Origin of the sequence: Mycobacterium sp. E2497, from assembly GCF_001668695.1 — a bacterium.
In the GTDB taxonomy this organism is placed as follows: domain Bacteria; phylum Actinomycetota; class Actinomycetes; order Mycobacteriales; family Mycobacteriaceae; genus Mycobacterium.
The window spans coordinates 50280-70771 of record NZ_LZKD01000010.1 but is presented as its reverse complement, the minus strand read 5'-3'; the positions used below and the strand labels follow the sequence as shown (position 1 = coordinate 70771).

Below are 20492 nucleotides of genomic sequence, written 5' to 3'. Positions count from 1 at the left end.
GGCGTCGACGTCGTCCAGGGTCCCGGGGAAGGTGATGATGCCGATTCGCGCCGTCACCGGGCCTCCCGGCTGATCGTCCAGTCTTCGATCACGGTGTTGGCCAACAACGTTTCCGCGATCTCGGCAAGCGCCGAGTCGTCGACCGTGTCGTCCACCTCCAGCTCGAATCGCTTGCCCTGCCTGACATCTGAGATCCCGGGATGACCCAGCCGGCCGAGCGCGCCGACAATCGCCTGACCCTGCGGGTCGAGAATCTCCGCTTTGGGCATCACATGAACGACTACCCGGCCCACCGGCGCTCCTCCTCAGGTCTGTTTCGGCGCCAACTCTACCGGCGAAGGAGCAGCTCGACCGCTACGGGCACGAGGCAATGTAGGCCTCACACAGGGGAGCGGTCATGGCGTTCAGCACCGGGTCGTCGGGCATCGACGGCCACGGGACCTGCGGCGGGCCCGACGACCAGAGGGTGAGCTCGCTGATCGTGCTGCTGGCCGGGTGGGCGACCAGGTAGGTGTGCATGACCGCCGGTCCGCTGATCACCGCGGCCATCCGGGTGGTTTCGTCGCTGGTGATCGACGGTGATTGCGCCGGCACCCGCTGCTGACAGGAGCGCAGCGCGGCAACGGCGTTGCTGAACACCGACGCTGCGATAGCGCCACCGTTGGCCGTGTCGCCGCGCCAGTGCAGGACCTGAGCCTGCAGCTGCCACTGCCCGTCCGGGTGGGTCACTGTGGCGCGTGCCGCGACCGCCGAGTCGCGCGGGTCCCGGGGTATCGGGGGCGTGGCACACAGCTCCTCGAACCGGAAGCGGGGGCCGGGCGTCGCGCCGGTCACCTGCGCCGCCAGCCCCGCCAGGGCGGGCCAGCCGTAGACCGGGTCCAGCGGTACGGCGCGGCGCTGGATCCACGCGGAATCGGGAATCTGGTCGCATACGGGCGGGCACGCCTGCGGCTCGGCATGTGCGGGCACTACGACGATGAAGGCCACCGCGAGGCCACCGACCACGATCATGGTCGCCAGGATCACCCGCATCGGCATCACCCCCGTCAGAGCACAATCGTAATCATGCAACTGACACATTTCGGCCATTCCTGTCTACTCGCGGAATTCGACCACACCCGCGTGCTCTTCGACCCTGGAACCTTTGCGCACGGATTTGAGGGCATAACGGGGTTATCGGCCATTCTGATCACCCACCAGCACCCCGACCACGTCGACGTCACCCGCCTGCCCGCGCTGCTGGAGGGCAACCCGGACGCCGCGTTGTACGCCGATCCGCAGACCACGGCTCAGCTGGGCGCGCCGTGCCAGGCGGTGCACGTCGGCGACGAGCTACGGATCGGCGAGCTGACGGTGCGTGCTGTCGGCGGCAAACATGCCGTCATCCACCCGGAAATCCCTGTGATAGAAAACATTTCGTTCCTTGTCGGCGATGGTGATCACCGCGCCCGGCTGATGCACCCCGGTGACGCGCTGTTCGTGCCCGACGAGCCGGTAGACGTGTTGGCGACGCCCGCGGCCGCCCCATGGATGAAGATCTCCGAAGCCGTCGACTACCTGCGCGCGGTGGCACCGGCGCGTGCCGTACCCATTCATCAAGGCATCATCGCCCCGGACGCGCGGGGCATCTACTACGGCCGGCTGACCGAGATGACCACGACCGACTTCCAGGTATTGCCCGAGGAGGACGCGGTCGCCTTGTAGGGCGCCCAGTCAGGCTAGGCGATGTCGTCGGCGACGCCGCGGCCTGCGGCGCGCCCCGAGAAGATGCAACCACCCAGGAACGTGCCTTCCAGCGCGCGATAACCGTGCACGCCACCCCCACCGAACCCGGCCACCTCCCCAGCGGCGTACAGCCCGTTCAGAGGTGTGCCGTCGGCTTTCAGCACGCGGGCCGCGAGATCGGTTTCTATGCCGCCCAACGTCTTTCGCGTCAGGATGTGCAGCTTGACCGCGATCATCGGCCCGGCCTTCGGATCGGTCAGCCGGTGCGGGGCCACCACCCGGCCCAGCCGGTCGCCCAGGTAGCCGCGCGCGGCGCGGATCGCGGTGATCTGGCCGTCCTTGCTGAACTTGTTGGCAACCTCGCGGTCGCGGGCGGTCACCTCGGCCTCCACCGTGGCGTAGTCCAGCGGCGCGACGCCGGGTAGCTTGTTCATCGCGGTCACCAACTCCCGCAACGTGTATGCGCTGACGAAGTCGACTCCCCGGTCGACGAATGCCTGTACCGGTCCGGGCGGCCCGGATCGCGCCCGGTTTCGAACTAGCTCGAGCAGACTCTGCCCGGTCAGATCGGGATTCTGCTCCTGCCCCGAGAGTGCGAATTCCTTCTCGATGATCTTGGCGTTCAACACAAACCAGGTGTAGTCATACCCGGACTTGGTGATGTATTCCAGCGTCCCCAAAGTGTCGAAACCGGGGTAAAGCGGCACCGGCAACCGCTTGCCGGCCGCGTCGAGCCACAGCGACGACGGCCCCGGAATGATGCGGATCCCGTGCAGCGGCCAGATCGGGTCGTAGTTGGTGATGCCCTCGGTGTAATGCCACATCCGGTCGGGGTTGATCACCCGCGCACCGGCCCGCTGGGAGATGCCGATCATCCGGCCGTCCACGTGAGCCGGCACCCCGCTGAGCAACTGCTCGGGTATCCGGCCCATCCGCTTCGGCCAGTTCTTGCGCACCAGCTCGTGGTTGCCCCCGATACCGCCGCTGGTGACGATCACCGCTGCCGCCCGGAACTCGAATTGCCCCACCGGCGTTCGTGACGACGCCACGCCCCGCGGTGCGGCCGAGGGCTCCAGCACCGTGCCCCGAACGCCGGTCACCGCACCGCCTTCGACGATCAACTCGTCGACCTGGTGGCGGTGCGCGAAGCGCACGGTCGAGCGGTCCCGAAGCTGGCGGGCGAAGGTCTCAACCAGGGCGGGCCCGGTGCCCCAGGTGATGTGGAAGCGGGGCACCGAATTGCCGTGCCCCTGCGCGTCATACCCGCCACGTTCGGCCCAGCCCACCAGCGGAAAAATCTTGAGGCCGCGGTCACGCAGCCACCGGCGTTTCTCGCCCGCCGCGAAATCGACATAGGCGTGCGCCCATTGGCGTGGCCAGTAGTCTTCCGGGCGGTCGAACGCCGCCGTGCCGAGCCAGTCCTGCAGGGCGAGTTCGTGGCTGTCGCGAATCCCCAGCCGGCGCTGCTCGGGGCTATCGACAAAGAACAGGCCGCCGAAGGACCAGAAGGCCTGCCCGCCGAGGTTGGCGCTGCTCTCCTGGTCGACGATCACCACCCGCAGGCCCCGGTCCACCAACTCGCACGCGGCCACCAACCCTGCGAGGCCGGCCCCGACGATGATGGCGTCGGCACCGAACGCCGCGGCCGAAGAGTCGCTCATGTCGGACCAGGGTAGCGCCCGAGCCGGGCGGGTCGAGGCGACGCTCGGTCAGGCCGCGTCGAGGATCGCCTTGTCGCGCCGCCAGCGGTAGACCGTCGGTTCGCAGCCGTGCATCAACGACAGGTCGACGGCGTCCACCATCGCCTGCAGCGGACCCGGCTTACGGAGATGACGAGCGGCGACGGCCACCCGTACCACGCCGCCGCGGCGGGCGATCCGCTCGGCGGACAGCACCACCATCCGGCACCACCACGGTTCGGTGAGAAAGCCTTCGCCGATGCCCAGCACGCGGGAGCGCACGGTGGCGTGCCGGACCAGGTCGGTGATGCCGTGCAGGTCCGCGAGCATCCGAAAACCGTTGTCGGGCAATGCCTTGACGACGCCCGGAGACACCACCCAGCCAGGCGCGGCAAAAAGCCGGGTGCGCAAGCCGAGATGCTCGAGCACCCGGTCGGCGGCCATCAGCCGCAGGTTGGCCTCGTGGGCCCGAAGAATGGCGAACTCACCGCGGCGCTTTTTCGTGGCCGCGTCGTCATAGCCGTGCAGCACGATGGCGTCGCCGCCGGAACGCCGGGTGGTCAGCCATTCGACCGTGCTGGGGTCGCGGTCGAGTCGGTAGTCACCACTGAGGCGGGGTGCCACCAATAGCGACACCGGCACGTTGCGGGCATCCATTTGCGCGCAGAACGCCTCCACGTCGGGCAGGGTACGTTCCCCGATCCCCGAGACCGAGACGATCAATTTTCCAGCCACACCCGCAGTTTGACGATCTCAGGTGTCGGAATGGTGAAGGACACGCAGACGCCAGGCGTATATCGAAACCACGCTTCCGCAGGTCCCGCCCATGCGCGGCTCGCGGCAGTGGGCTTGCGGGCGACGCCGGGGCCGATCGGTTCGATATGCTAAGCAACGCCATGGATCAGGCCCCGTACGCAGCGGCCGACACCCCGCTACCCTACGATCCCGCCCCGCAGCCGGGCGCGGGTGAGCGGGACTACCCGGACAAACTGGACGCCGGCCTGTTGCGGATTTCCGCCGTCTGCATCCTGGCGACCGTGATGGCGATCGTGGACGTCACCGTCGTCAGCGTCGCGCAGCGCACCTTCATCGACCAATTCACGTCCTCACAGGCCGTCGTCGCCTGGACGATGACCGGCTACACGCTGGCGTTGGCGACCGTGATACCGATCACCGGGTGGGCGGCCGACCGGTTCGGCACCAAGCGACTTTTCATCGGCTCCGTGCTCGCCTTCACGCTGGGCTCCGTACTGTGCGCGGTGGCCGCAAACATCTTGCAGCTCATCGTCTTTCGAGTGGCTCAAGGCGCCGGCGGCGGCATGCTGCTGCCCCTGAGCTTCATGATCTTGACAAGGGAAGCGGGGCCACGACGGCTCGGACGCTTGATGTCGATCCTGAGCATCCCGATGCTGCTCGCCCCGATCGGTGGCCCGATCCTGGGCGGCTGGCTCATCGACACCTCCAGTTGGCGATGGATCTTCCTGATCAACCTGCCGATCGGGCTCCTCACCATGGCGCTCGCGGCGATCATCTTTCCCAGGGACCACGCGGCGCGGTCGGAGACCTTCGACCTCGTCGGCGTGCTGCTGCTCTCGCCGGGCCTGGCCACGTTTCTGTTCGCGGTCTCATCGATCCCGCGCTGCGGCACCGTCGCCGACCGCCACGTGGTGATACCGGCGGCCATCGGCCTGACGCTGATCGCGGCGTTCGTCGCGCATGCCTGGCGCCGCGCCGATCACCCGCTGATCGATCTGCGGCTGTTTCGCAACCCGGTACTCACCCATGCCAACGTGACGATGCTGGTATTCGCCACCGCCTTCTTCGGTGCCGGCCTACTGCTGCCCAGCTACTTCCAGCAGGTGCTGCACCAAACCCCCTTGCAGGCGGGTTTGCGCATGATCCCTCAGGGGCTGGGCGCCATGCTGACCATGCGGCTGACCGGGCCGTTGGTGGACCGGCAGGGGCCCGGCAAGATCCTGCTGATCGGCATCGCGGTGATCACCGCCGGGCTGGGCACCTTCGCCTTCGGCGTCGCCCGGCAGGCCGACTACCTGCCCACTTTGCTGATCGGCCTGACGATCATGGGCCTCGGCATGGGATGCACCATGATGCCGCTGTCCGTCGCGTCTGTGCAGGCGCTGGCCCCGCATCAGATCGCCCGGGGCACGACGCTCATGAGCGTCAGCCACCAGGTCGGCGGGTCGATGGGCACCGCGCTGATGTCGATGATCCTGACCAACCAGTTCAACCGAAGTGAAAATATCGTCGCCGCGAACAAGCTCGCAGCGTTGCGGCAGCAAGCAGCCGTCACCGGGATCCCGGTCGACCAGTCCGCGATACCGCGGCAGGCGCTGAGCACCGGTTTTTGGACCAACGTGGTGCACGACCTGTCCCACGCCTATACGGCGGTGTTTGTGATCGCGGTGGTTTTGGTGGTGTCGACGATCATTCCGGCGTCGTTTCTGCCGAAAAAGCCGGCGAGCCAAACAGTGGGTGAATAGCCCCGTCAGCACGGCAGCGTCAAGGCGTTCCAGTACCGGATCTGGACGGACGGCCGTTTAGCGCGCGACCACCGGTCACCGGCCTGGCCAGCGAGAAAAAGGCGCCGGTGTAATCAAACGGCTAAAAGGTTCCGCGGACGGGTATGGGACTCGATATGCTCGGCAGCACGATGCAGAAGGCCTATTCCGCCCCTTCCGATGCCGCGGGCCACCCCGGTTCAACCGCGCGAGCGGACACGGACAGACGCGAGTCTCCCGACAAACTGGACGCTGCGCTGCTCCGCATCGCCGGGGTGTGCGGGCTGGCCTGCATCATGGCGATCCTCGACAACACCGTCGTGCTCGTCGCGCAGCCCACGTTCCTCGCGCAATTCGGCTCCACCCAGGCCATCGTCTCCTGGACAATCGCCGGCTACATGCTCGCTTTTGCGACGGTGATCCCGGTAACTGGTTGGGCAGCCGACCGCTTCGGCACCAAACGGCTGTTCATGGGTTCGGTCTTGCTGTTCACGCTGGGCTCGCTCCTGTGCGCGTTGGCACCAAATATTCTGACCCTCATCATCTTTCGCGTGGTCCAAGGTATCGGCGGCGGCATGCTGTTACCGCTGAGCTTTGTGATCTTGACGCGCGAGGCCGGACCGAAGCGCGTCGGTCGGCTGATGGCGATCGGTGGCCTTCCGATTCTGCTCGGCCCCATCGGTGGCCCAATTCTGGGCGGCTGGCTGATCGATACGTACGGCTGGAAATGGATCTTTTTGGTGAACCTGCCGGTCGGGCTCGTCGCGTTCACTCTCGCGGCGATCATGTTCGCCAAAGACCGCTCGTCCCCGTCGGAGGCCTTCGACTTCGTCGGGGTGCTGCTGCTGTCGCCCGGCGTGGCCGCGTTCCTGATCGGCGTGTCGTCCATCCCGGGCCGCGGCACTGTGGCCGACCGCTACGTGTTGATACCGGCGCTCCTCGGGCTGGGCTTGATCGTCGCGTTCGTCTGGCATGCCTGGTATCGCGCGGATCATCCGCTGATCGACCTGAGGCTTTTCCGAAACCGGGTGGTCACAGAGGTCAATGTGACGTTGCTGGTGTTCGCCGTCGCCTTCGTGGGCGCCGGGCTGCTGGTCCCGAGCTATTTCCAGGTGGTGCTCCACGAGACCCCGATGCAGGCCGGGCTGCACATGGTGCCGGTAGGGGTCGGCGCCCTGGTGACCATGCCGCTCGGCGGGGCCTACGTGGACCGACGGGGGCCGGGCAAGATCGTCGTGGTCGGCCTCGCGCTGATGGCCGCGGGCCTCGGCATATTCACCTTCGGAGTGGCCAGGCAGGCCGCCTACCAACCGACGCTGCTAGCCGGGTTGACGGTCATGGGCCTGGGCATCGGCTTCACCACGACGCCGCTCAATGCGGTGCTCATGCAATCCCTGGCGCCGCAGCAGATCGCCCGCGGGACGACGCTGATGAGCGTCAACCAACAGATAGGTGGCTCGATCGGAGCCGCCCTGATGGCGGTGATCTTGACCAATCAGTTCAACCACAACGCGTACATCGCCAGCGCCAACAAGTTGGCGGAGCTGCAAGGTGAGGCCGCCAGGCGCGGGCAGCCGGTCGATCCGTCCGCCATTCCACGGCTAACGACCAGCCCGGATTTCGCGAGCAACCTCATGAACAGCCTCTCCCACGCGTACACGGTGGTCTACGTGCTGGCTGTCGTGCTGGTCGCGTTGACGATGATCCCGGCGTGGTTCTTGCCGAAGAAGGTGCCGGCCCACGTGGCCGGCGAGTGAGCCCGCAATCGCCGTGTCAGCCGCCGTCGCGGTGACCGGAGGCGACGGCTAGCAGCCAGGCGTACTGGAATGCGGTTTCCTGCCACGCCTTGTAGCGACCACTGACTCCGCCGTGCCCGGCGTTCATCTGGGTCTTCAGCAGGACCGGACTGCCGTTGCCGTTGGCGTGCCGCAACGCCGCCACCCACTTGGCGGGCTCGACGTAGTAGACCCTGGTGTCGTTCAGCGAAGTCATCGCCAGAATGGCCGGATATCGCTTGGTCTCGACATTCTCATAAGGCGAATAGGACTTCATGTAGACGTAGACGTCCTTGTCCTGCAACGGGTTTCCCCATTCGTCCCATTCGGTGACGGTCAGCGGCAACGAGGGATCCAGGATGGTGGTCAGCGGGTCGACGAATGGGACCTGCGCGAGGATCCCGGCGAACAGATCCGGCGCCAGGTTGGCGACCGCCCCCATCAGCAGGCCGCCCGCGCTGCCGCCCAACGCCACCAGTTGCCGGGGCCTCGTGACCCCCGTGTCGACCAAGTGCCTTGCCACCGCGACGAAGTCGGTGAAGGTGTTCTTCTTCTCCAGCAGCTTGCCGTGTTCGTACCACGGCCGACCCATCTCACCGCCACCGCGGACATGGGCGATGGCGAACACCATGCCGCGGTCCAGCAGCGACAACCGTGCGATGGAAAAGCTGGGATCGATGCACATCTCGTAGGCGCCGTATCCGTAAAGCAGGGCCGGCGCCGGAGATTCGATGCCGGCGCGGTGCACGATGGACACCGGGATTCGGGCGCCGTCGTCGGCAAGCGCCCAGTCCCGCCGCTCCACGTAGTCGGCGATGCGGTAACCACCGAGCACGGGTTGCTCGCGCAGCAAGGTACGTTCGCCGGTGGCGAAGTCGACGTCGTACACCCGCGCCGGAACGACCAACGACCCCGCCCTGATCCGCAGCTTGGGCGCATCCCAGCTCGGGTTGCCGGCCGTACCGGCCGACATCAACTCGGAGTCGAACGCGATCTCCTCGGGTTCACCGAATCGGCCCTCGGGTTCGATGTCCCATACCTGCAGCCGCGGCAGCGCCTCTCGCCGGTAGCTGACCACCAGATGGCCGGCGAAGGCATCCACCCCGTCGAGCCGCACATCGTCGCGGTGGCCGATCAGCGTTCGCTGCCGGGTCGGGTCGTCGACCGGCGCCTCGGCCAGCATGAAGTTCACCGCGCCCTGGTTGTGCAGGATCAGGAACCTGTCCTGCCCGCCGACCACCGCGTGCTCGACCGAGTACTCGACGCCCTCGCGCCGTGGCAGCACCACGGTGAACCGGGCATGCGGATCGGCGGCATCGGCATACCGGTACTCGGAGGTGATGGACGAGCCCGATGCGATGAAGATGTAGGCCTCGCTGCGGGTCAGCCCCACGCCAAGCCAAAACCGTTCGTCGGCCTCGTGATACACCAGCTCCGCCGGCTCACCGGAGCCAACGCGGTAGCGCCAGACCTTGTCGGGGCGGTGGGCAGCATCCAGGGTCAGGTAGTAGACGGTGCGGTTGTCGGCCGCCCATGTCGCTCCCGCCCCGATGTCGGGGATCTCGTCGCGATACAGCTCGCCGGTGCGCAGGTCCTTGAACCGCAGCGTGTAGCGTTCGTCGCCGACGACGTCGACCGAATACGCCAGCAGGTTCCCATCGAGGCTGACGGTGGCGGCACCGAGTGCGAAGAACTCATGGCCGTGCGCCTCGGCGTTGGAGTCGAGCAGGACCTGCTCGCCGGGAATCTCGGTGTCCTCCTCGAAGGCCGGCGGATCCCAGTCATCGGGACCGGCTATCGGGCAACGGCATTGGACCCGGTACTGCTTTCCTTCGAAAGTGCGAGCGTAATACCACCAGTCGCCCTGCCGCGTCGGCACCGACAGGTCGGTCTCCTTGGTACGCGCCTTGATCTCATCGAAGATCTTCTGCCGCAACGGCTCGAGATCGGCCGTCATCTGGTCGACGTAGCCGTTTTCCGCCTCGAGGTAGGCGATGACTTCGGGGTCGGACTTGTCACGCAGCCATTCGTAGGGGTCGACGAAGACGTCGCCGTGATGCTCGCGTCTGGTGTCGTGCCGCTTGGCGACGGGTGGCACTGGAAGCACTTCCCGCCCGCGGGGCGCTGCATCGGCGCGCGCTTCCGTCATGCGCCGATCCAGTCACCGAAGCTCAGGCCGGAAATGCGTTCGTAGGCATCGATATAACGGTCCCGCGTGACGTCGATGATGTGCTCGGGCAGCGGCGGTGGCGGCTGCGAGCCGTGGCGATCCCAGCCGGACTCGGGGCTGGTGAGCCAGTTACGGACGAACTGTTTATCGAAACTCGTCTGCACCACCCCCACCCGGTAATCCTCGGCCGGCCAGTATCGCGACGAGTCGGGCGTGAAGATCTCGTCGGCCAGCAGCAGGTTGCCATCGCGGTCGGTGCCGAACTCAAACTTGGTGTCGGCGATGATGATTCCCTTCGTCAGGGCGTGGTCTGCGGCCTGAACGTAGGTCTGCAGCGTGCGGTCGCGCAGCTGGTTGGCACGCACCGCACCCACCAACTCGATCACCGTGTCGAACGAGATGTTCTCGTCGTGATCCCCCAGCGCGGCCTTGGTGGCCGGAGTGAACAGCGGTTCGGCGAACTTACTCGCCTCGACCAGGCCGGGCGGCAGGGCGATGCCGCAGACCTTCCCGGTCGCCTGGTAATCCAGCAATCCCGACCCGGTGAGATAACCGCGCGCGACGCACTCCACCGGGAGCATGTCCAGCCGCCGCACCACCAGCCCACGGCCGAGGACCTCGTCCGGGATGCGTGGGTCGTCCGGCGGACCGGCCAGATGGTTGGGCGCGTCGACCAGACCGAAGAAGAAGACGCTCATCGCGGTCAGGATGCGGCCCTTGTCCGGGATCGTGCTGTCGAGGACGTAGTCGTACGCCGAGATCCGGTCGGTCGCGACCAGCAGCAGGTGTTCGTCGTCGACACGATAGATCTCGCGTACCTTGCCGCTGGCCAGGTGCTGGTAGTCGGACAGTGCAGGTCGCATCGGGTCAGCCTATCCGGCACCTCAGAAGGGCACATCCGTCGGGAGCTGTGCTGGGATCGGGAGTATGACACCGCGGTTGCTGCCCTACTCCACCCGGCCCGGCCGACTGATGGCCCAGCTGCTGAGCGATTTCGCCGTCATCATGTGGACGGCGCTCTGGCTACTGGTCGGGCTGGCCGTCTATGACGCCGTGTCCACGATCGCCGAGGCCGGCCGGCAGGTCGAGAGCGGGGCGCACGGCCTCGCCGGCAATCTGGCGTCGGCCGGTCACGACACCCAGCACATCCCCCTGGTGGGCGACGCGATCAGCAAGCCGCTGAACTCCGCGAGCCAGGCGGCCCTGGATCTTGCCGGCGCCGGTCACGACCTGGACTCCACCGCGAGCTGGCTGGCGATCCTGCTCGCGATGGCCGTCGTCGCGGTCCCGATCCTGGTGGCGGACGTGCCGTGGCTCTTGCTGCGGCTGCGGTTCTTTCGACGCAAGCTGACGGTGAGCGCCCTGGCAGCGACCCCGGCCGGTGAGCAACTGCTGGCCCTGCGGGCCCTGACGAACCGGGCGCCGCGGCAGCTCGCCGCCATCAGCGTGGATCCGGTCGGCGGGTGGCGCCGGGAAGATCCGCTCACCATCCGGGCCCTGGCGGCGCTCGAACTACGGGCGGCCGGCATCTCGATCCGCCGCGCTTAGCAGCGCGCGACCGAAGAGCAGCAGCCCCGCGACGAGGACAATGAGCCACGCCGCCAACGCATCCCAGAAGAACACCAGCGAAACCGTCAGCAGGGATGGGTGGCCGGTCTCGGCCGCCATGGCGTAACTGGCCGCGGAATACATACCAAGCGGAAAGACGAAAGCCCACCACACGCCGGCGAACCGCAGCATATTGGGACGGCGGCTGATCCGGTGCAGGCCGAAGTAGATCAGCGGCGGTATCCACAAGGTGGCCGCCAACCACGTCACGACGGTGACCGTGCGGACCGGCCCGGCCAGCCAGGCCGGAGCCAGGGGATGAATGCTGTCACCGGCCAGCGTCGCAATCGCCATGCCGCCCATCAGGATCCAGCTGTCCGGCTCGAATCCGTCCCGGTCCTGCCTTTCGCTGACCACCCGCCAGAGGATCAGCCAGGTCATCAGCGCGTAGATGAGGATGGCGATCACCCACACGGCCACGGCAACGGCCACCCACCAGCGATGTCCGGTGTGGTACGCCGCCCGGGCGATCACGATCGCCAGCCCAGAGGTTCCGACGCTGCCCAGTTCCCACGCCCCATGGGCATGGTCGCGCAGCGTCGCCCATCGGCGCGTCAACATGCTCCGCGAACTGAGCGCGATCAGCGCCAGCCACGAGCACAGCCCAACCGCGCCGAGCGTCCGCAGCACCCACACGTTGGACTGCAGCCGGGTGTCGATGACCGCGCAGGCGGCGACGAAGGTGAACAACCGAAGGGTGACATCCGGGTCCGTCGCGTCCCAGCGCGAGGTGCGACGCCTGCCAAGCACCGTTGCGAGAACCAGGAGCGTCAGGACGGCCAGGCCGGCGGTCGCGACGACGCCCAGCGTGTCACTGATCCGGCCATAGCCGTGGTCGCGCGCGGCGATCGACAGGATGCCGGTTGCCATCACGGCGGCGAAGACGTCCGGTGTCGGCTCGACATCGGCGGGTCCGATCCTCACCGCTCCTCGGAGAGTTCCACCACCAGGTGCCGGATGCCGGTATGCCGATTGCTGCGAGCCCATTCCACCGGCCGCACCACCCGTACCGCCCCGAACCGTGAAAACAGCTCCTCGTAGAGCACCCGCAGTTCGAGACGGGCCAGGTTGGCGCCCAGGCAATAGTGGACACCCTGCCCGAATCCCAAGTGCGGGTTCGGCTTTCGGGTGATGTCGAATTCGTCGGCGCGCTCGAATACGTCGGCGTCGCGATTCGCCGAACCCTCCCAGATCTGAACCTTCTGCCCCGCCAGGATCGGCTGTCCGCCGATCGTGACGTCGCGGGTGGCGGTGCGGCGCTTGGACGGTGACGGCGACGTCCACCGCACGATCTCCTCGACGGCGGTCGGCAGCGTGTCGAGATCCCCACGCAGCGCCCGCAGTTGCTCCGGATGGTCGGCCAGCGCCAGCAGCCCGCCGGCGACCGCGTTGCGCGTCGTCTCGGCGCCGGCGCTGAAGAGCAGGCTGAAGAACAGGTACAGCTCGAGATCCGATAGCGATGGCGCATCCGCATCGTCGACCATCGCGTTCGCGACGACCGACAGCATGTCCTCGGTCGGCTCCGCCCGCTTCGATGCGATCAGCTGCCGGCCATAGTCGTACATCCGCGACCCGGCCTCTTCTACCGACAGCTGAGAAAGCGAGGCCTTGCGCGAACCGCCGAAGTCGAACTGCGGCTCGATGGCCTCGAACAGCCAATGCCGTTCGGACTCGGGCACTCCCAGCAGGATGCAGATCATCTGCATCGGCAGCTCTGCGGCGATGTCAACCAGGAAGTCGAACGGTTCGCCGGGCACCACGGCATCGAGCAGCCGGCGCGCCCGTGCCCGCAGATCGTCTTCGACCAGCCGGATCATCCGCGGCGTCAGCCCCGAGCTGACAAGTCGCCGGATCTGCGAGTGACGCGGGTCATCCATCATGTTCAGTACCTGGCCGGCGATGGCCAGGTCCTGCAGCAGCGTGCCTCCGTATGGCCGCCCGCCGCCGGTGACCGACGAGTATGTCGCCGGATCCTTCAGCACCTCGAGCGTTTCCCCATACGTGGCGACCGACCAGAAGCCCTCGCCGTCGGGGGTGTTGTCGGTCGGCTCGTGCCAGTACACGGGCGCTTCGCGCCGGTGGATGGCGAACAGCTCGTGGGGAAAACCGTTGGCGAAGTTGTCGAGATCGGTGAAGTCGATCCCCGCGAGCGCCCCGGCGAGAGTCACAGGATCGCGCCCGGCGCGTACTTGGCGGCGTCCGGATAGCGGCTCACCAATGCGTCGATCATCGCCGCCACCTCGTCCACCTGGTCACCGGCCGCACCGACGAACGCCTCCTTGTCGGCGAGCGCGGCATCGAGCGCGGACCGGTCCAGCGGCAGCCGCTCGTCGGCGGCCAACCGATCCAGCAGGTCGGGTTCCGCGCCGCGCTCGCGCATGGCCAGGGCCGTGGCGACAGCGTGTTCGCGGATCACGTGGTGCGCGGCCTCGCGGCCCATTCCGGCCCGGACCGCGGCGATCAGCACCTTGGTGGTGGCCAGGAACGGCAGGTAGCGATCCAGCTCGCGGGCGATCACCGCGGGGTAGGCGCCGAATTCGTCGAGCACCGTCAGGAACGTCTCGATTTGCCCGTCGATGGCGAAGAAGCTGTCAGGCAACGCAACCCGGCGCACCACCGAACAGAACACGTCACCCTCGTTCCACTGCGCGCCCGCCAGCTCGGCGGCCATCGAGGCGTAACCGCGCAGCACCACCTGCAACCCGTTGACCCGTTCGCAGCTGCGGGTGTTCATCTTGTGCGGCATCGCCGACGAGCCGACCTGGCCGGGGGCGAATCCCTCGGTGACGAGCTCGTGCCCGGCCATCAGCCGGATGGTGTGGGCCAGCGACGACGGGCCCGCACCCAGCTGCACCAGAGCGGACAGCACGTCGTGGTCGAGCGAACGGGGGTAGACCTGCCCGACGCTGGTCAAAACGGTTGCGAAGCCGAGGAATTCGGCCACGCGTCGCTCGAGTTCGGTCAGCTTGGCCGGGTTCGCGTCCAGCAGGTCCAGCATGTCCTGGGCCGTGCCCATCGGGCCCTTGATCCCGCGCAGGGGGTAGCGGTCGATCAACTCGCGCAGCCGGGTCAGCGCGATCAGCGTCTCCTGCGCGGCGGACGCGAACCGCTTGCCCAACGTGGTGGCCTGCGCGGCGACGTTGTGGCTGCGCCCGGCCATCACCAGGTCGCGGTATTCCACCGCGCGCTCGGCAAGCCGCGCCGCCACCGCGATCCCATGGGAGAAGACCACTTCCAGGGATCGCCGGATCTGCAGCTGCTCCACGTTCTCGGTCAGGTCGCGGCTGGTCATGCCCTTGTGCACGTGTTCGTGCCCGGCCAGCGCGTTGAACTCCTCGATGCGGGCTTTCACGTCGTGGCGCAGCGCCCGCTCGCGTTCGGCGATCGAGGACAAATCGACGTCCTCGAGCACCCGCTCGTAGTCGGCGATGGCGTCCTGCGGAACGTCCACCCCGAGCTCCGCCTGCGCGCGCAGCACCGCGAGCCACAGCCGGCGCTCGGCGACGACCTTGGCCTGCGGCGACCAGATCGCGACCATTTCCGCGCTGGCGTACCGGGTGGCCAGGACATTCGGAATGCTCACAGACATAGAGCTTACGATCCGCCGCCCTACCCTAGGCAGGATGTACTTCGCCGGCGTCGATCTGGCCTGGGCCGGGCACAACCCCACCGGCGTTGCGGTCGTCGACTCGAGGGGCCTCCTGGTGCACATCGGCGCCGCCTGCGATGACGCCGGGGTGCTCGCCGCGTTGTCGCCCCATGTGCGGGGGCCGTGCGTGGTCGCCTTCGACGCTCCGCTGGTGGTGACCAACCCGACGGGCCAGCGTCCCGCCGAGGCCGCACTCAACCGCGACTTCCGCAGGTTCGAGGCCGGGGCGCACCCGGCCAACACGGCGAAACCGGAGTTCGCCGACGGGCCGCGCGCGGCGCGCTTGGCGCACGCGATGGGGCTCGACATGGACCCACGGTCAGCGGCACCGCGCCGCGCCATCGAGGTCTACCCCCATCCGGCCACCGTGGTGTTCTTCCGGCTGGCGCGAACGCTCAAGTACAAGGCCAAGCCGGGCCGGGGAGTCGACCAGCTCAAGTCCGAGCTGCTCTTGCTGATGGACGGCATCGAAAAGCTCGCGCACGCACCGGTGCCCTTGCGCGTGGCGGGTCATGAGGATTGGGTTCGGCTGCGCCACCGCGTGACCACCGCCCAGCGCAAGAGTGAGCTGCGCCGCGCCGAGGATCCGGTTGATGCCGTCGTCTGCGCCTACGTGGCGTTGTACGCGCAGCGCCGCCCGGCGGAGGTAACGATTTACGGGGACTTCGCCACCGGGTACATCGTGACGCCGTCGTTGCCGGCCGACCGGACCGGCCGCTGATCAATGGGCGCGAGCACGTCGATGAGATCGACCACCGTTCCCACCGCCGCCGCGCGAGGGTCGCGGCCCTCGACCAAAGCGGACACCACGCAGCCATCGACCGCACAGATCAGCGTGCACACCAGCTCGATGTGCACCGTGCGGCCCGAACGCTCGATGGCCTCGGCCACGGCCTCGGCGCGCTGCCGCAGGCTGCGACGCATGGTCTCGCGCAACGCGGGGAGCCGGGTGCACGCGATGTGTCGCTCGTAGCGCGAGATCAACTGGTCGCTGAGCGCCGGGCTGGACACGTCTCCGACCAGCAGGTCGACCAACACCTCGGCGATGGTTTCGGGTCCGCGACGCCGTCGGGACAGGGCGGAGACCCGAGACCGCAGCTGCGCCACCTCGATCATTGCGATGTGTTCGACGGCGCGTGCGATCAAATCGTCAAGGGACGAGAAGTAATACGTCGTCGACGCCAGCGGCAGTCCGGCGCGCCGAGCGACCGCGCGGTGACCCACCGCATCGAATCCGCCTTCGGCGAGCAACTCGGCGGCGGCGCTCACCAGCGCATACCGTCGACGTTCTCCCTTGGGAGTGACTGCTGAGGTCACGAGTAGCCATCGTGCCAGTCAAAGTGGTACTGCATTGCCATTTCCGTCAAACGGCCCGCGAGACCAACGTGGCATGATGGCCCGCATGCCCGAAATGAGCCGCCGCGCCTTGCTGGTCCTCGGCGCCGGCGCCGCGGCGGGCGCAGTGGGCACGTATGGGCTCGACATTTTGTTCAAGCCCCGACCATCTCAGGCCGTGCCGCTGTCACCGGTCGGCACCCAGGGGCCGCTGGCGCCGCCGCCGAGCGCGCCTCTCGAGCCCGCTCCCCCGGGGCAACCAGCACCCACCATGGTGACGGGTTCCTTCGTTTCTGCGGCGCGCGGCGGGATCAACACCAACTGGGCCATCGCGCGCCCGCCCGGCCAGACCAAGGCACTGCGACCGGTGATCGCGCTGCACGGCAAGGGCAGTGATGCGTCCACGGTGATGGCCGGCGGCGTGGAACAGGGTTTGGCGCAGGCCGTCAATGCGGGGCTGCCGCCGTTTGCGGTGGTCGCCGTGGACGGCGGTGGCAGCTATTGGCACAAGCGGGCTTCCGGCGAGGACAGCGGGGCCATGGTGCTCGACGAGCTCATTCCGATGCTCGGGAGCCAGAACCTGGACACCTCGCGGGTGGCGTTTCTGGGATGGTCGATGGGCGGCTACGGCGCCTTGCTGCTCGGCGGCCGGCTGGGTCCGGCACGCACCGCGGCGATCTGCGCGGTCAGTCCCGCACTGTGGCTCTCCTCCGGTGCGGCCGCGCCGGGCGCGTTCGACGGGCCCGACGACTTCGCGGCGAACTCGGTGTTCGGCATGCCTGCGCTGGCGTCGATTCCAATCCGGGTGGACTGCGGCGACAGCGACCCGTTCTACGCCGCGACCAAGCAGTTCATCGCGCAGCTGCCCCATCCGCCTGCGGGCGGGTTCTCGCCCGGCGGGCACAACGGAGAGTTCTGGAGCTCGCAGCTGCCGGCCGAGTTGACCTGGATGGCGCCGCTACTGACGGCCTGAGGCCTGGGCCTGGGGGTGTCCCCCGTCACGCCAGTCACTTCGGCACCAGCACACGGGCATCATGCAATTGTGAAACTCGATATCGCGCGCGATATCAAAGTCGGGGAGAACACAATGCCTTTCGCGGGCCGGATTTCCGTTGGGCCCGCTTGAGGACTCGTGCGACGATCGCAGGGTGACCGCGCCCTTCGACTGGAACTTCCCGTACGCCTGGCCGCGGAAACCGATGCTGGCGGAAAACGTCGTGTGCACGTCACAACCGCTGGCCGCCCAAGCGGGCCTTCGAATGCTCGCCGAGGGTGGTAGCGCGGTCGACGCGGCCATCGCCACCGCCGTCGCCCTCACCGTGGTGGAGCCGGTGTCCAACGGCATCGGCTCCGACGCCTTCGCCATCGTCTGGGATGGCCGGCAGTTGCACGGGCTGAACGCGTCCGGCCGCTCGCCCGCCGCCTGGACACCGGAATACTTCGGCGCCAAGGCCGTTCCCGCGCTGGGCTGGAACGCGGTGACCGTCCCGGGCGCGGTGTCGGCATGGACCGAACTGCATGCCAAGTTTGGCAAGCTCCCGTTCGGCACACTCTTCGAGCCTGCAATCCGATACGCCCGCAACGGGTTTCTGGTATCGCCGACCGTCGCGGACCAATGGAAGGCGCAGCTACCGCTGTTCGAACGACAGCCCGGCTTCGCGGCGGCATTCATGCCCGGGGGGCGGGCACCGAAACCCGGTGAGCGGTTCCAGTTTTCCGAACAGGCCACCACGCTCGAGAAGATCGCCGCGACCAATGGCGAGGCGTTCTACCGCGGCGAGCTGGCCGCCCAACTCGAGGCGCACGCAGCGGCCAACGACGGCGTGATGCGGGCCAGCGACCTCGCCGCTCACCGCGCCGACTGGGTGGGCACCATCAGTGGCTCCTACCGCGGCTACACCGTGCACGAGATCCCGCCCAATGGCCACGGGATCGTGGCCCTGATCGCCCTGGGGATCCTGGAGCACTTCGACATGGCTTCGCTCGCGGTCGATTCCGCCGACAGCGTGCACCTTCAGATCGAGGCGGTGAAGCTGGCATTCGCCGACGCGCAGGCTTACGTCGCCGACATCGAGCACATGCCGGTGCATCCGCAACAGCTGCTCGACGCCGACTACCTGAGGCAGCGCGCGGCCCTGATCGACCGGGGGCGGGCGCTGCCGGCGTCGGCGGGCACGCCGGGCGGGGGAACCGTTTATCTGACCGCAGCCGACGCCGCGGGAATGATGGTGTCGATGATCCAGTCGAACTACATGGGATTCGGATCGGGTGTCGTGGTGCCGGGCACCGGCATATCACTGCAGAACCGCGGGGCGAATTTCGTTGCCGCTGAGGGTCATCCGAACCGGGTCGGGCCCGCCAAACGGCCCTACCACACCATCATCCCGGGCTTCGTCACCAAAGACGGCGCCCCGGTGATGAGCTTCGGCGTGATGGGCGGAACGATGCAACCTCAGGGGCACACCCAGGTGATGGTGCGCATCGCCGACCAGGGGCAGAATCCCCAGGCCGCGTGTGACGGCCCACGGTTCCGCTGGGTGCAGGGCCTGCAGGTCGCCTGCGAGAAAGGCTTCCCCGCCGCGACGCTGGACGAGCTCGGCCGCCGCGGGCATGACCTGGTTGCGGTGGACGACTACAACCAGTTCGGCAGCTGTCAGGCGATCTGGCGGCTCGACGGCGGCTACTTCGCGGCGAGCGATCCACGCCGCGACGGCCAGGCCGCGGGGTTCTAGACGCTGATCTTGCCCTCGGCGGCCAACAGCGCGATATCGCGCCGAAAGTGGCTGCCGGGCAACCGGATCGACCCCATCAGCCGGTACGCCTGCGCTCGGGCCGCAGCGAGGTCGGCGCCGGTGCCCACCACCGAGAGCACCCGACCGCCCGACGAGACGACCTCGCCGTCGTCGCGTCGCGCCGTACCGGCGTGCAACACCCCCTCGGTCTCCACGCCGGTGATCACGTCACCGACGCGGGGGCGGCCGGGATAGTTCTCCGCGGCCAGCACCACCGTGACGGCGGCGCCCTCGTGCCAACGCAGGTCACCGAAGTCGGCGAGCCGGCCGGCACCCGCCGCGTACAGCAGCTGCCCGAGCGGCGATTCCAGCAGCGCCAGCACGGCCTGGGTCTCCGGATCGCCGAACCGGCAGTTGAATTCCACCACCGCCGGTCCTTTTGCGGTGATCGCCAGCCCGACGTACAGCAACCCGCGGAACGGGCTGCCCCGCCGAACCATCTCGGCCGCAACGGGTTCGACGATGTTGGCGACGATGTCCCGGTACAGCTCGTAGGGAAGCCACGGAACCGGTGCGTAGGCGCCCATGCCACCGGTGTTGGGTCCGGTATCGCCCTCGCCGACACGTTTGAAGTCCTGCGCAGGCAACAGCGGCACCACGGTCTCGCCGTCGACGACGCAGAACAGTGACACCTCGGGACCGTCCAGGTAAGACTCCAGCAGCACCGGGTGGCCCGCCTCGAGCAGCGCGGCGGCATGCGCGCGGGCCACCCCGCGATCCGCGGTCACCACCACGCCCTTGCCCGCGGCCAGCCGGTCGTCCTTCACCACCCAGGCCGGGTCGCCCGCCGGCGGCCCGAACCGGTCCAGGGCCGCATCCAAATGGGCGGGGTTGTCGACGGTTTCGCTGGCCGCGGTCCGCACGCCCGCCGCGGCCATGACCTCTTTGGCGAACGCCTTCGACCCTTCGATCCGGGCGGCATCCTTGCTGGGCCCGAAGCAGACGATGCCCGCGGCGCGCAGCGCGTCGGCCACGCCCAGCACGAGTGGTACTTCGGGACCGATGACCACCAGATCAGCCCGGACGTCACGGGCCAGGGCGACGACGTCGTCACCCGAACTGATGTCGACGTCGTGCTGCTCGGCCACCCGGGCGGTGCCCGCATTGCCGGGGGCGACGATTAGTGCCGTGACCTGCGGGTCTTTCCGAAGCGCCAGCAGCAGCGCATGTTCACGGGCGCCCGAACCGATTACCAGGACTCGCACGACACGTCAGACTAGCCCGGGCAAATGCCGCACGC

The 20492-nt window shown here is 67.9% G+C and carries 18 protein-coding genes; 7 read left to right on the top strand and 11 right to left on the bottom strand.

The genetic code is table 11. The annotated features are described in order from the left end of the window. Window positions 1-53 precede the first annotated feature (53 nt). Together purS and A5713_RS00825 are read right to left on the bottom strand one after the other, a co-directional pair. A complete protein-coding gene (gene purS, locus A5713_RS00830) occupies window positions 54-293 on the bottom strand; it encodes a phosphoribosylformylglycinamidine synthase subunit PurS (protein ID WP_067918820.1) in 240 nt (79 codons plus the stop codon). A 61-nt stretch (window positions 294-354) separates the two neighbouring features. Next, window positions 355-1089 carry an ATPase gene (locus A5713_RS00825; RefSeq protein WP_082972702.1) on the bottom strand — a complete coding sequence of 245 codons (735 nt, stop codon included), beginning with the start codon at window positions 1087-1089 and terminating at the stop codon, window positions 355-357. Here A5713_RS00825 and A5713_RS00820 point away from each other — a divergent pair. Beyond that, a complete protein-coding gene (locus A5713_RS00820; RefSeq protein ID WP_068091505.1) occupies window positions 1066-1704 on the top strand; it encodes an MBL fold metallo-hydrolase in 639 nt (212 codons plus the stop codon). The two genes, A5713_RS00825 and A5713_RS00820, sit on opposite strands and share 24 nt — an antisense overlap. A gap of 14 nt (window positions 1705-1718) precedes the next feature. Here A5713_RS00820 and A5713_RS00815 read toward each other — a convergent pair whose 3' ends face one another. Together A5713_RS00815 and A5713_RS00810 are read right to left on the bottom strand one after the other, a co-directional pair. Then, on the bottom strand, window positions 1719-3386 hold the full coding sequence (locus tag A5713_RS00815) for an FAD-binding dehydrogenase (protein ID WP_068091502.1): 1668 nt from the start codon (window positions 3384-3386) through the stop codon (window positions 1719-1721). Window positions 3387-3434: 48 nt separating this feature from the next. Next, window positions 3435-4139: a DUF2334 domain-containing protein gene (locus A5713_RS00810; RefSeq protein ID WP_067918828.1), complete on the bottom strand. Its 705-nt coding sequence runs from the start codon at window positions 4137-4139 to the stop codon at window positions 3435-3437. A 146-nt stretch (window positions 4140-4285) separates the two neighbouring features. Here A5713_RS00810 and A5713_RS00805 point away from each other — a divergent pair, with 146 nt between their 5' ends. Together A5713_RS00805 and A5713_RS00800 are read left to right on the top strand one after the other, a co-directional pair. Further along, entirely contained in the window at window positions 4286-5905 is a 1620-nt protein-coding gene (locus tag A5713_RS00805) for a DHA2 family efflux MFS transporter permease subunit (protein WP_068091501.1), read from the top strand. A gap of 155 nt (window positions 5906-6060) precedes the next feature. Next, window positions 6061-7680, top strand: a complete 1620-nt coding sequence (locus tag A5713_RS00800; RefSeq protein ID WP_067918849.1) for a DHA2 family efflux MFS transporter permease subunit — start codon at window positions 6061-6063, stop codon at window positions 7678-7680. 16 nt (window positions 7681-7696) lie between these two features. Here A5713_RS00800 and A5713_RS00795 read toward each other — a convergent pair whose 3' ends face one another. Next, window positions 7697-9847 carry a S9 family peptidase gene (locus A5713_RS00795; protein ID WP_068091498.1) on the bottom strand — a complete coding sequence of 717 codons (2151 nt, stop codon included), beginning with the start codon at window positions 9845-9847 and terminating at the stop codon, window positions 7697-7699. After that, window positions 9844-10731 (bottom strand): phosphoribosylaminoimidazolesuccinocarboxamide synthase, encoded by an 888-nt coding sequence (locus A5713_RS00790; RefSeq protein WP_067918834.1) that lies wholly within the window; start codon window positions 10729-10731, stop codon window positions 9844-9846. The genes A5713_RS00795 and A5713_RS00790 overlap by 4 nt, the downstream gene beginning before the upstream one ends. Before the next feature lie 64 nt (window positions 10732-10795). On the opposite strand from A5713_RS00790, the gene A5713_RS00785 reads away from it, so the two are divergent. Next, the gene (locus A5713_RS00785; RefSeq protein WP_067918836.1) at window positions 10796-11416 is read left to right on the top strand and encodes a hypothetical protein; all 621 of its coding nucleotides are present in this window, start codon (window positions 10796-10798) and stop codon (window positions 11414-11416) included. Here A5713_RS00785 and A5713_RS00780 read toward each other — a convergent pair. The 3 genes from A5713_RS00780 to purB are packed head-to-tail and all read right to left on the bottom strand — an operon-like array spanning window position 11381 to window position 15059. Then, window positions 11381-12400, bottom strand: coding sequence for a tellurite resistance/C4-dicarboxylate transporter family protein (locus A5713_RS00780; protein ID WP_068091495.1), 1020 nt, complete (start codon window positions 12398-12400; stop codon window positions 11381-11383). The genes A5713_RS00785 and A5713_RS00780 overlap by 36 nt on opposite strands. Further along, window positions 12397-13644, bottom strand: a complete 1248-nt coding sequence (locus A5713_RS00775; RefSeq protein WP_068091492.1) for a cytochrome P450 — start codon at window positions 13642-13644, stop codon at window positions 12397-12399. Before A5713_RS00775 ends, A5713_RS00780 begins: the two co-directional genes overlap by 4 nt. Next, a complete protein-coding gene (gene purB, locus A5713_RS00770) occupies window positions 13641-15059 on the bottom strand; it encodes an adenylosuccinate lyase (protein ID WP_068091489.1) in 1419 nt (472 codons plus the stop codon). The genes A5713_RS00775 and purB overlap by 4 nt, the downstream gene beginning before the upstream one ends. Before the next feature lie 40 nt (window positions 15060-15099). Between purB and A5713_RS00765 the strand changes: the two genes are divergently transcribed. Then, entirely contained in the window at window positions 15100-15846 is a 747-nt protein-coding gene (locus A5713_RS00765) for a DUF429 domain-containing protein (RefSeq protein ID WP_068091486.1), read from the top strand. On the opposite strand, the gene A5713_RS00760 is transcribed toward A5713_RS00765, so the two are convergent. Beyond that, the gene (locus A5713_RS00760; protein WP_067918842.1) at window positions 15780-16442 is read right to left on the bottom strand and encodes a TetR/AcrR family transcriptional regulator; all 663 of its coding nucleotides are present in this window, start codon (window positions 16440-16442) and stop codon (window positions 15780-15782) included. The two genes, A5713_RS00765 and A5713_RS00760, sit on opposite strands and share 67 nt — an antisense overlap. A gap of 73 nt (window positions 16443-16515) precedes the next feature. Here A5713_RS00760 and A5713_RS00755 point away from each other — a divergent pair, with 73 nt between their 5' ends. Together A5713_RS00755 and A5713_RS00750 are read left to right on the top strand one after the other, a co-directional pair. Continuing rightward, a complete protein-coding gene (locus A5713_RS00755; RefSeq protein WP_068091483.1) occupies window positions 16516-17433 on the top strand; it encodes an alpha/beta hydrolase-fold protein in 918 nt (305 codons plus the stop codon). A 175-nt stretch (window positions 17434-17608) separates the two neighbouring features. After that, a complete protein-coding gene (locus tag A5713_RS00750; protein ID WP_068091481.1) occupies window positions 17609-19192 on the top strand; it encodes a gamma-glutamyltransferase family protein in 1584 nt (527 codons plus the stop codon). Here A5713_RS00750 and purD read toward each other — a convergent pair. Beyond that, complete coding sequence (purD, locus tag A5713_RS00745; RefSeq protein ID WP_068091479.1) at window positions 19189-20457, bottom strand: phosphoribosylamine--glycine ligase; 1269 nt, start codon at window positions 20455-20457, stop codon at window positions 19189-19191. The genes A5713_RS00750 and purD overlap by 4 nt on opposite strands. Between the last annotated feature and the right edge of the window lie 35 nt (window positions 20458-20492).

Coding starts and splice junctions, on each gene's coding strand:
- A5713_RS00820 (WP_068091505.1), top strand. CDS start 1,066: ATGCAACTGACACATTTCGGCCATTCCTGTCTACTCGCGGAATTCGAC.
- A5713_RS00825 (WP_082972702.1), bottom strand. CDS start 1,089: ATGGCCGAAATGTGTCAGTTGCATGATTACGATTGTGCTCTGACGGGG.
- A5713_RS00815 (WP_068091502.1), bottom strand. CDS start 3,386: ATGAGCGACTCTTCGGCCGCGGCGTTCGGTGCCGACGCCATCATCGTC.
- A5713_RS00805 (WP_068091501.1), top strand. CDS start 4,286: ATGCTAAGCAACGCCATGGATCAGGCCCCGTACGCAGCGGCCGACACC.
- A5713_RS00800 (WP_067918849.1), top strand. CDS start 6,061: ATGCTCGGCAGCACGATGCAGAAGGCCTATTCCGCCCCTTCCGATGCC.
- A5713_RS00795 (WP_068091498.1), bottom strand. CDS start 9,847: ATGACGGAAGCGCGCGCCGATGCAGCGCCCCGCGGGCGGGAAGTGCTT.
- A5713_RS00790 (WP_067918834.1), bottom strand. CDS start 10,731: ATGCGACCTGCACTGTCCGACTACCAGCACCTGGCCAGCGGCAAGGTA.
- A5713_RS00785 (WP_067918836.1), top strand. CDS start 10,796: ATGACACCGCGGTTGCTGCCCTACTCCACCCGGCCCGGCCGACTGATG.
- A5713_RS00765 (WP_068091486.1), top strand. CDS start 15,100: ATGTACTTCGCCGGCGTCGATCTGGCCTGGGCCGGGCACAACCCCACC.
- A5713_RS00755 (WP_068091483.1), top strand. CDS start 16,516: ATGATGGCCCGCATGCCCGAAATGAGCCGCCGCGCCTTGCTGGTCCTC.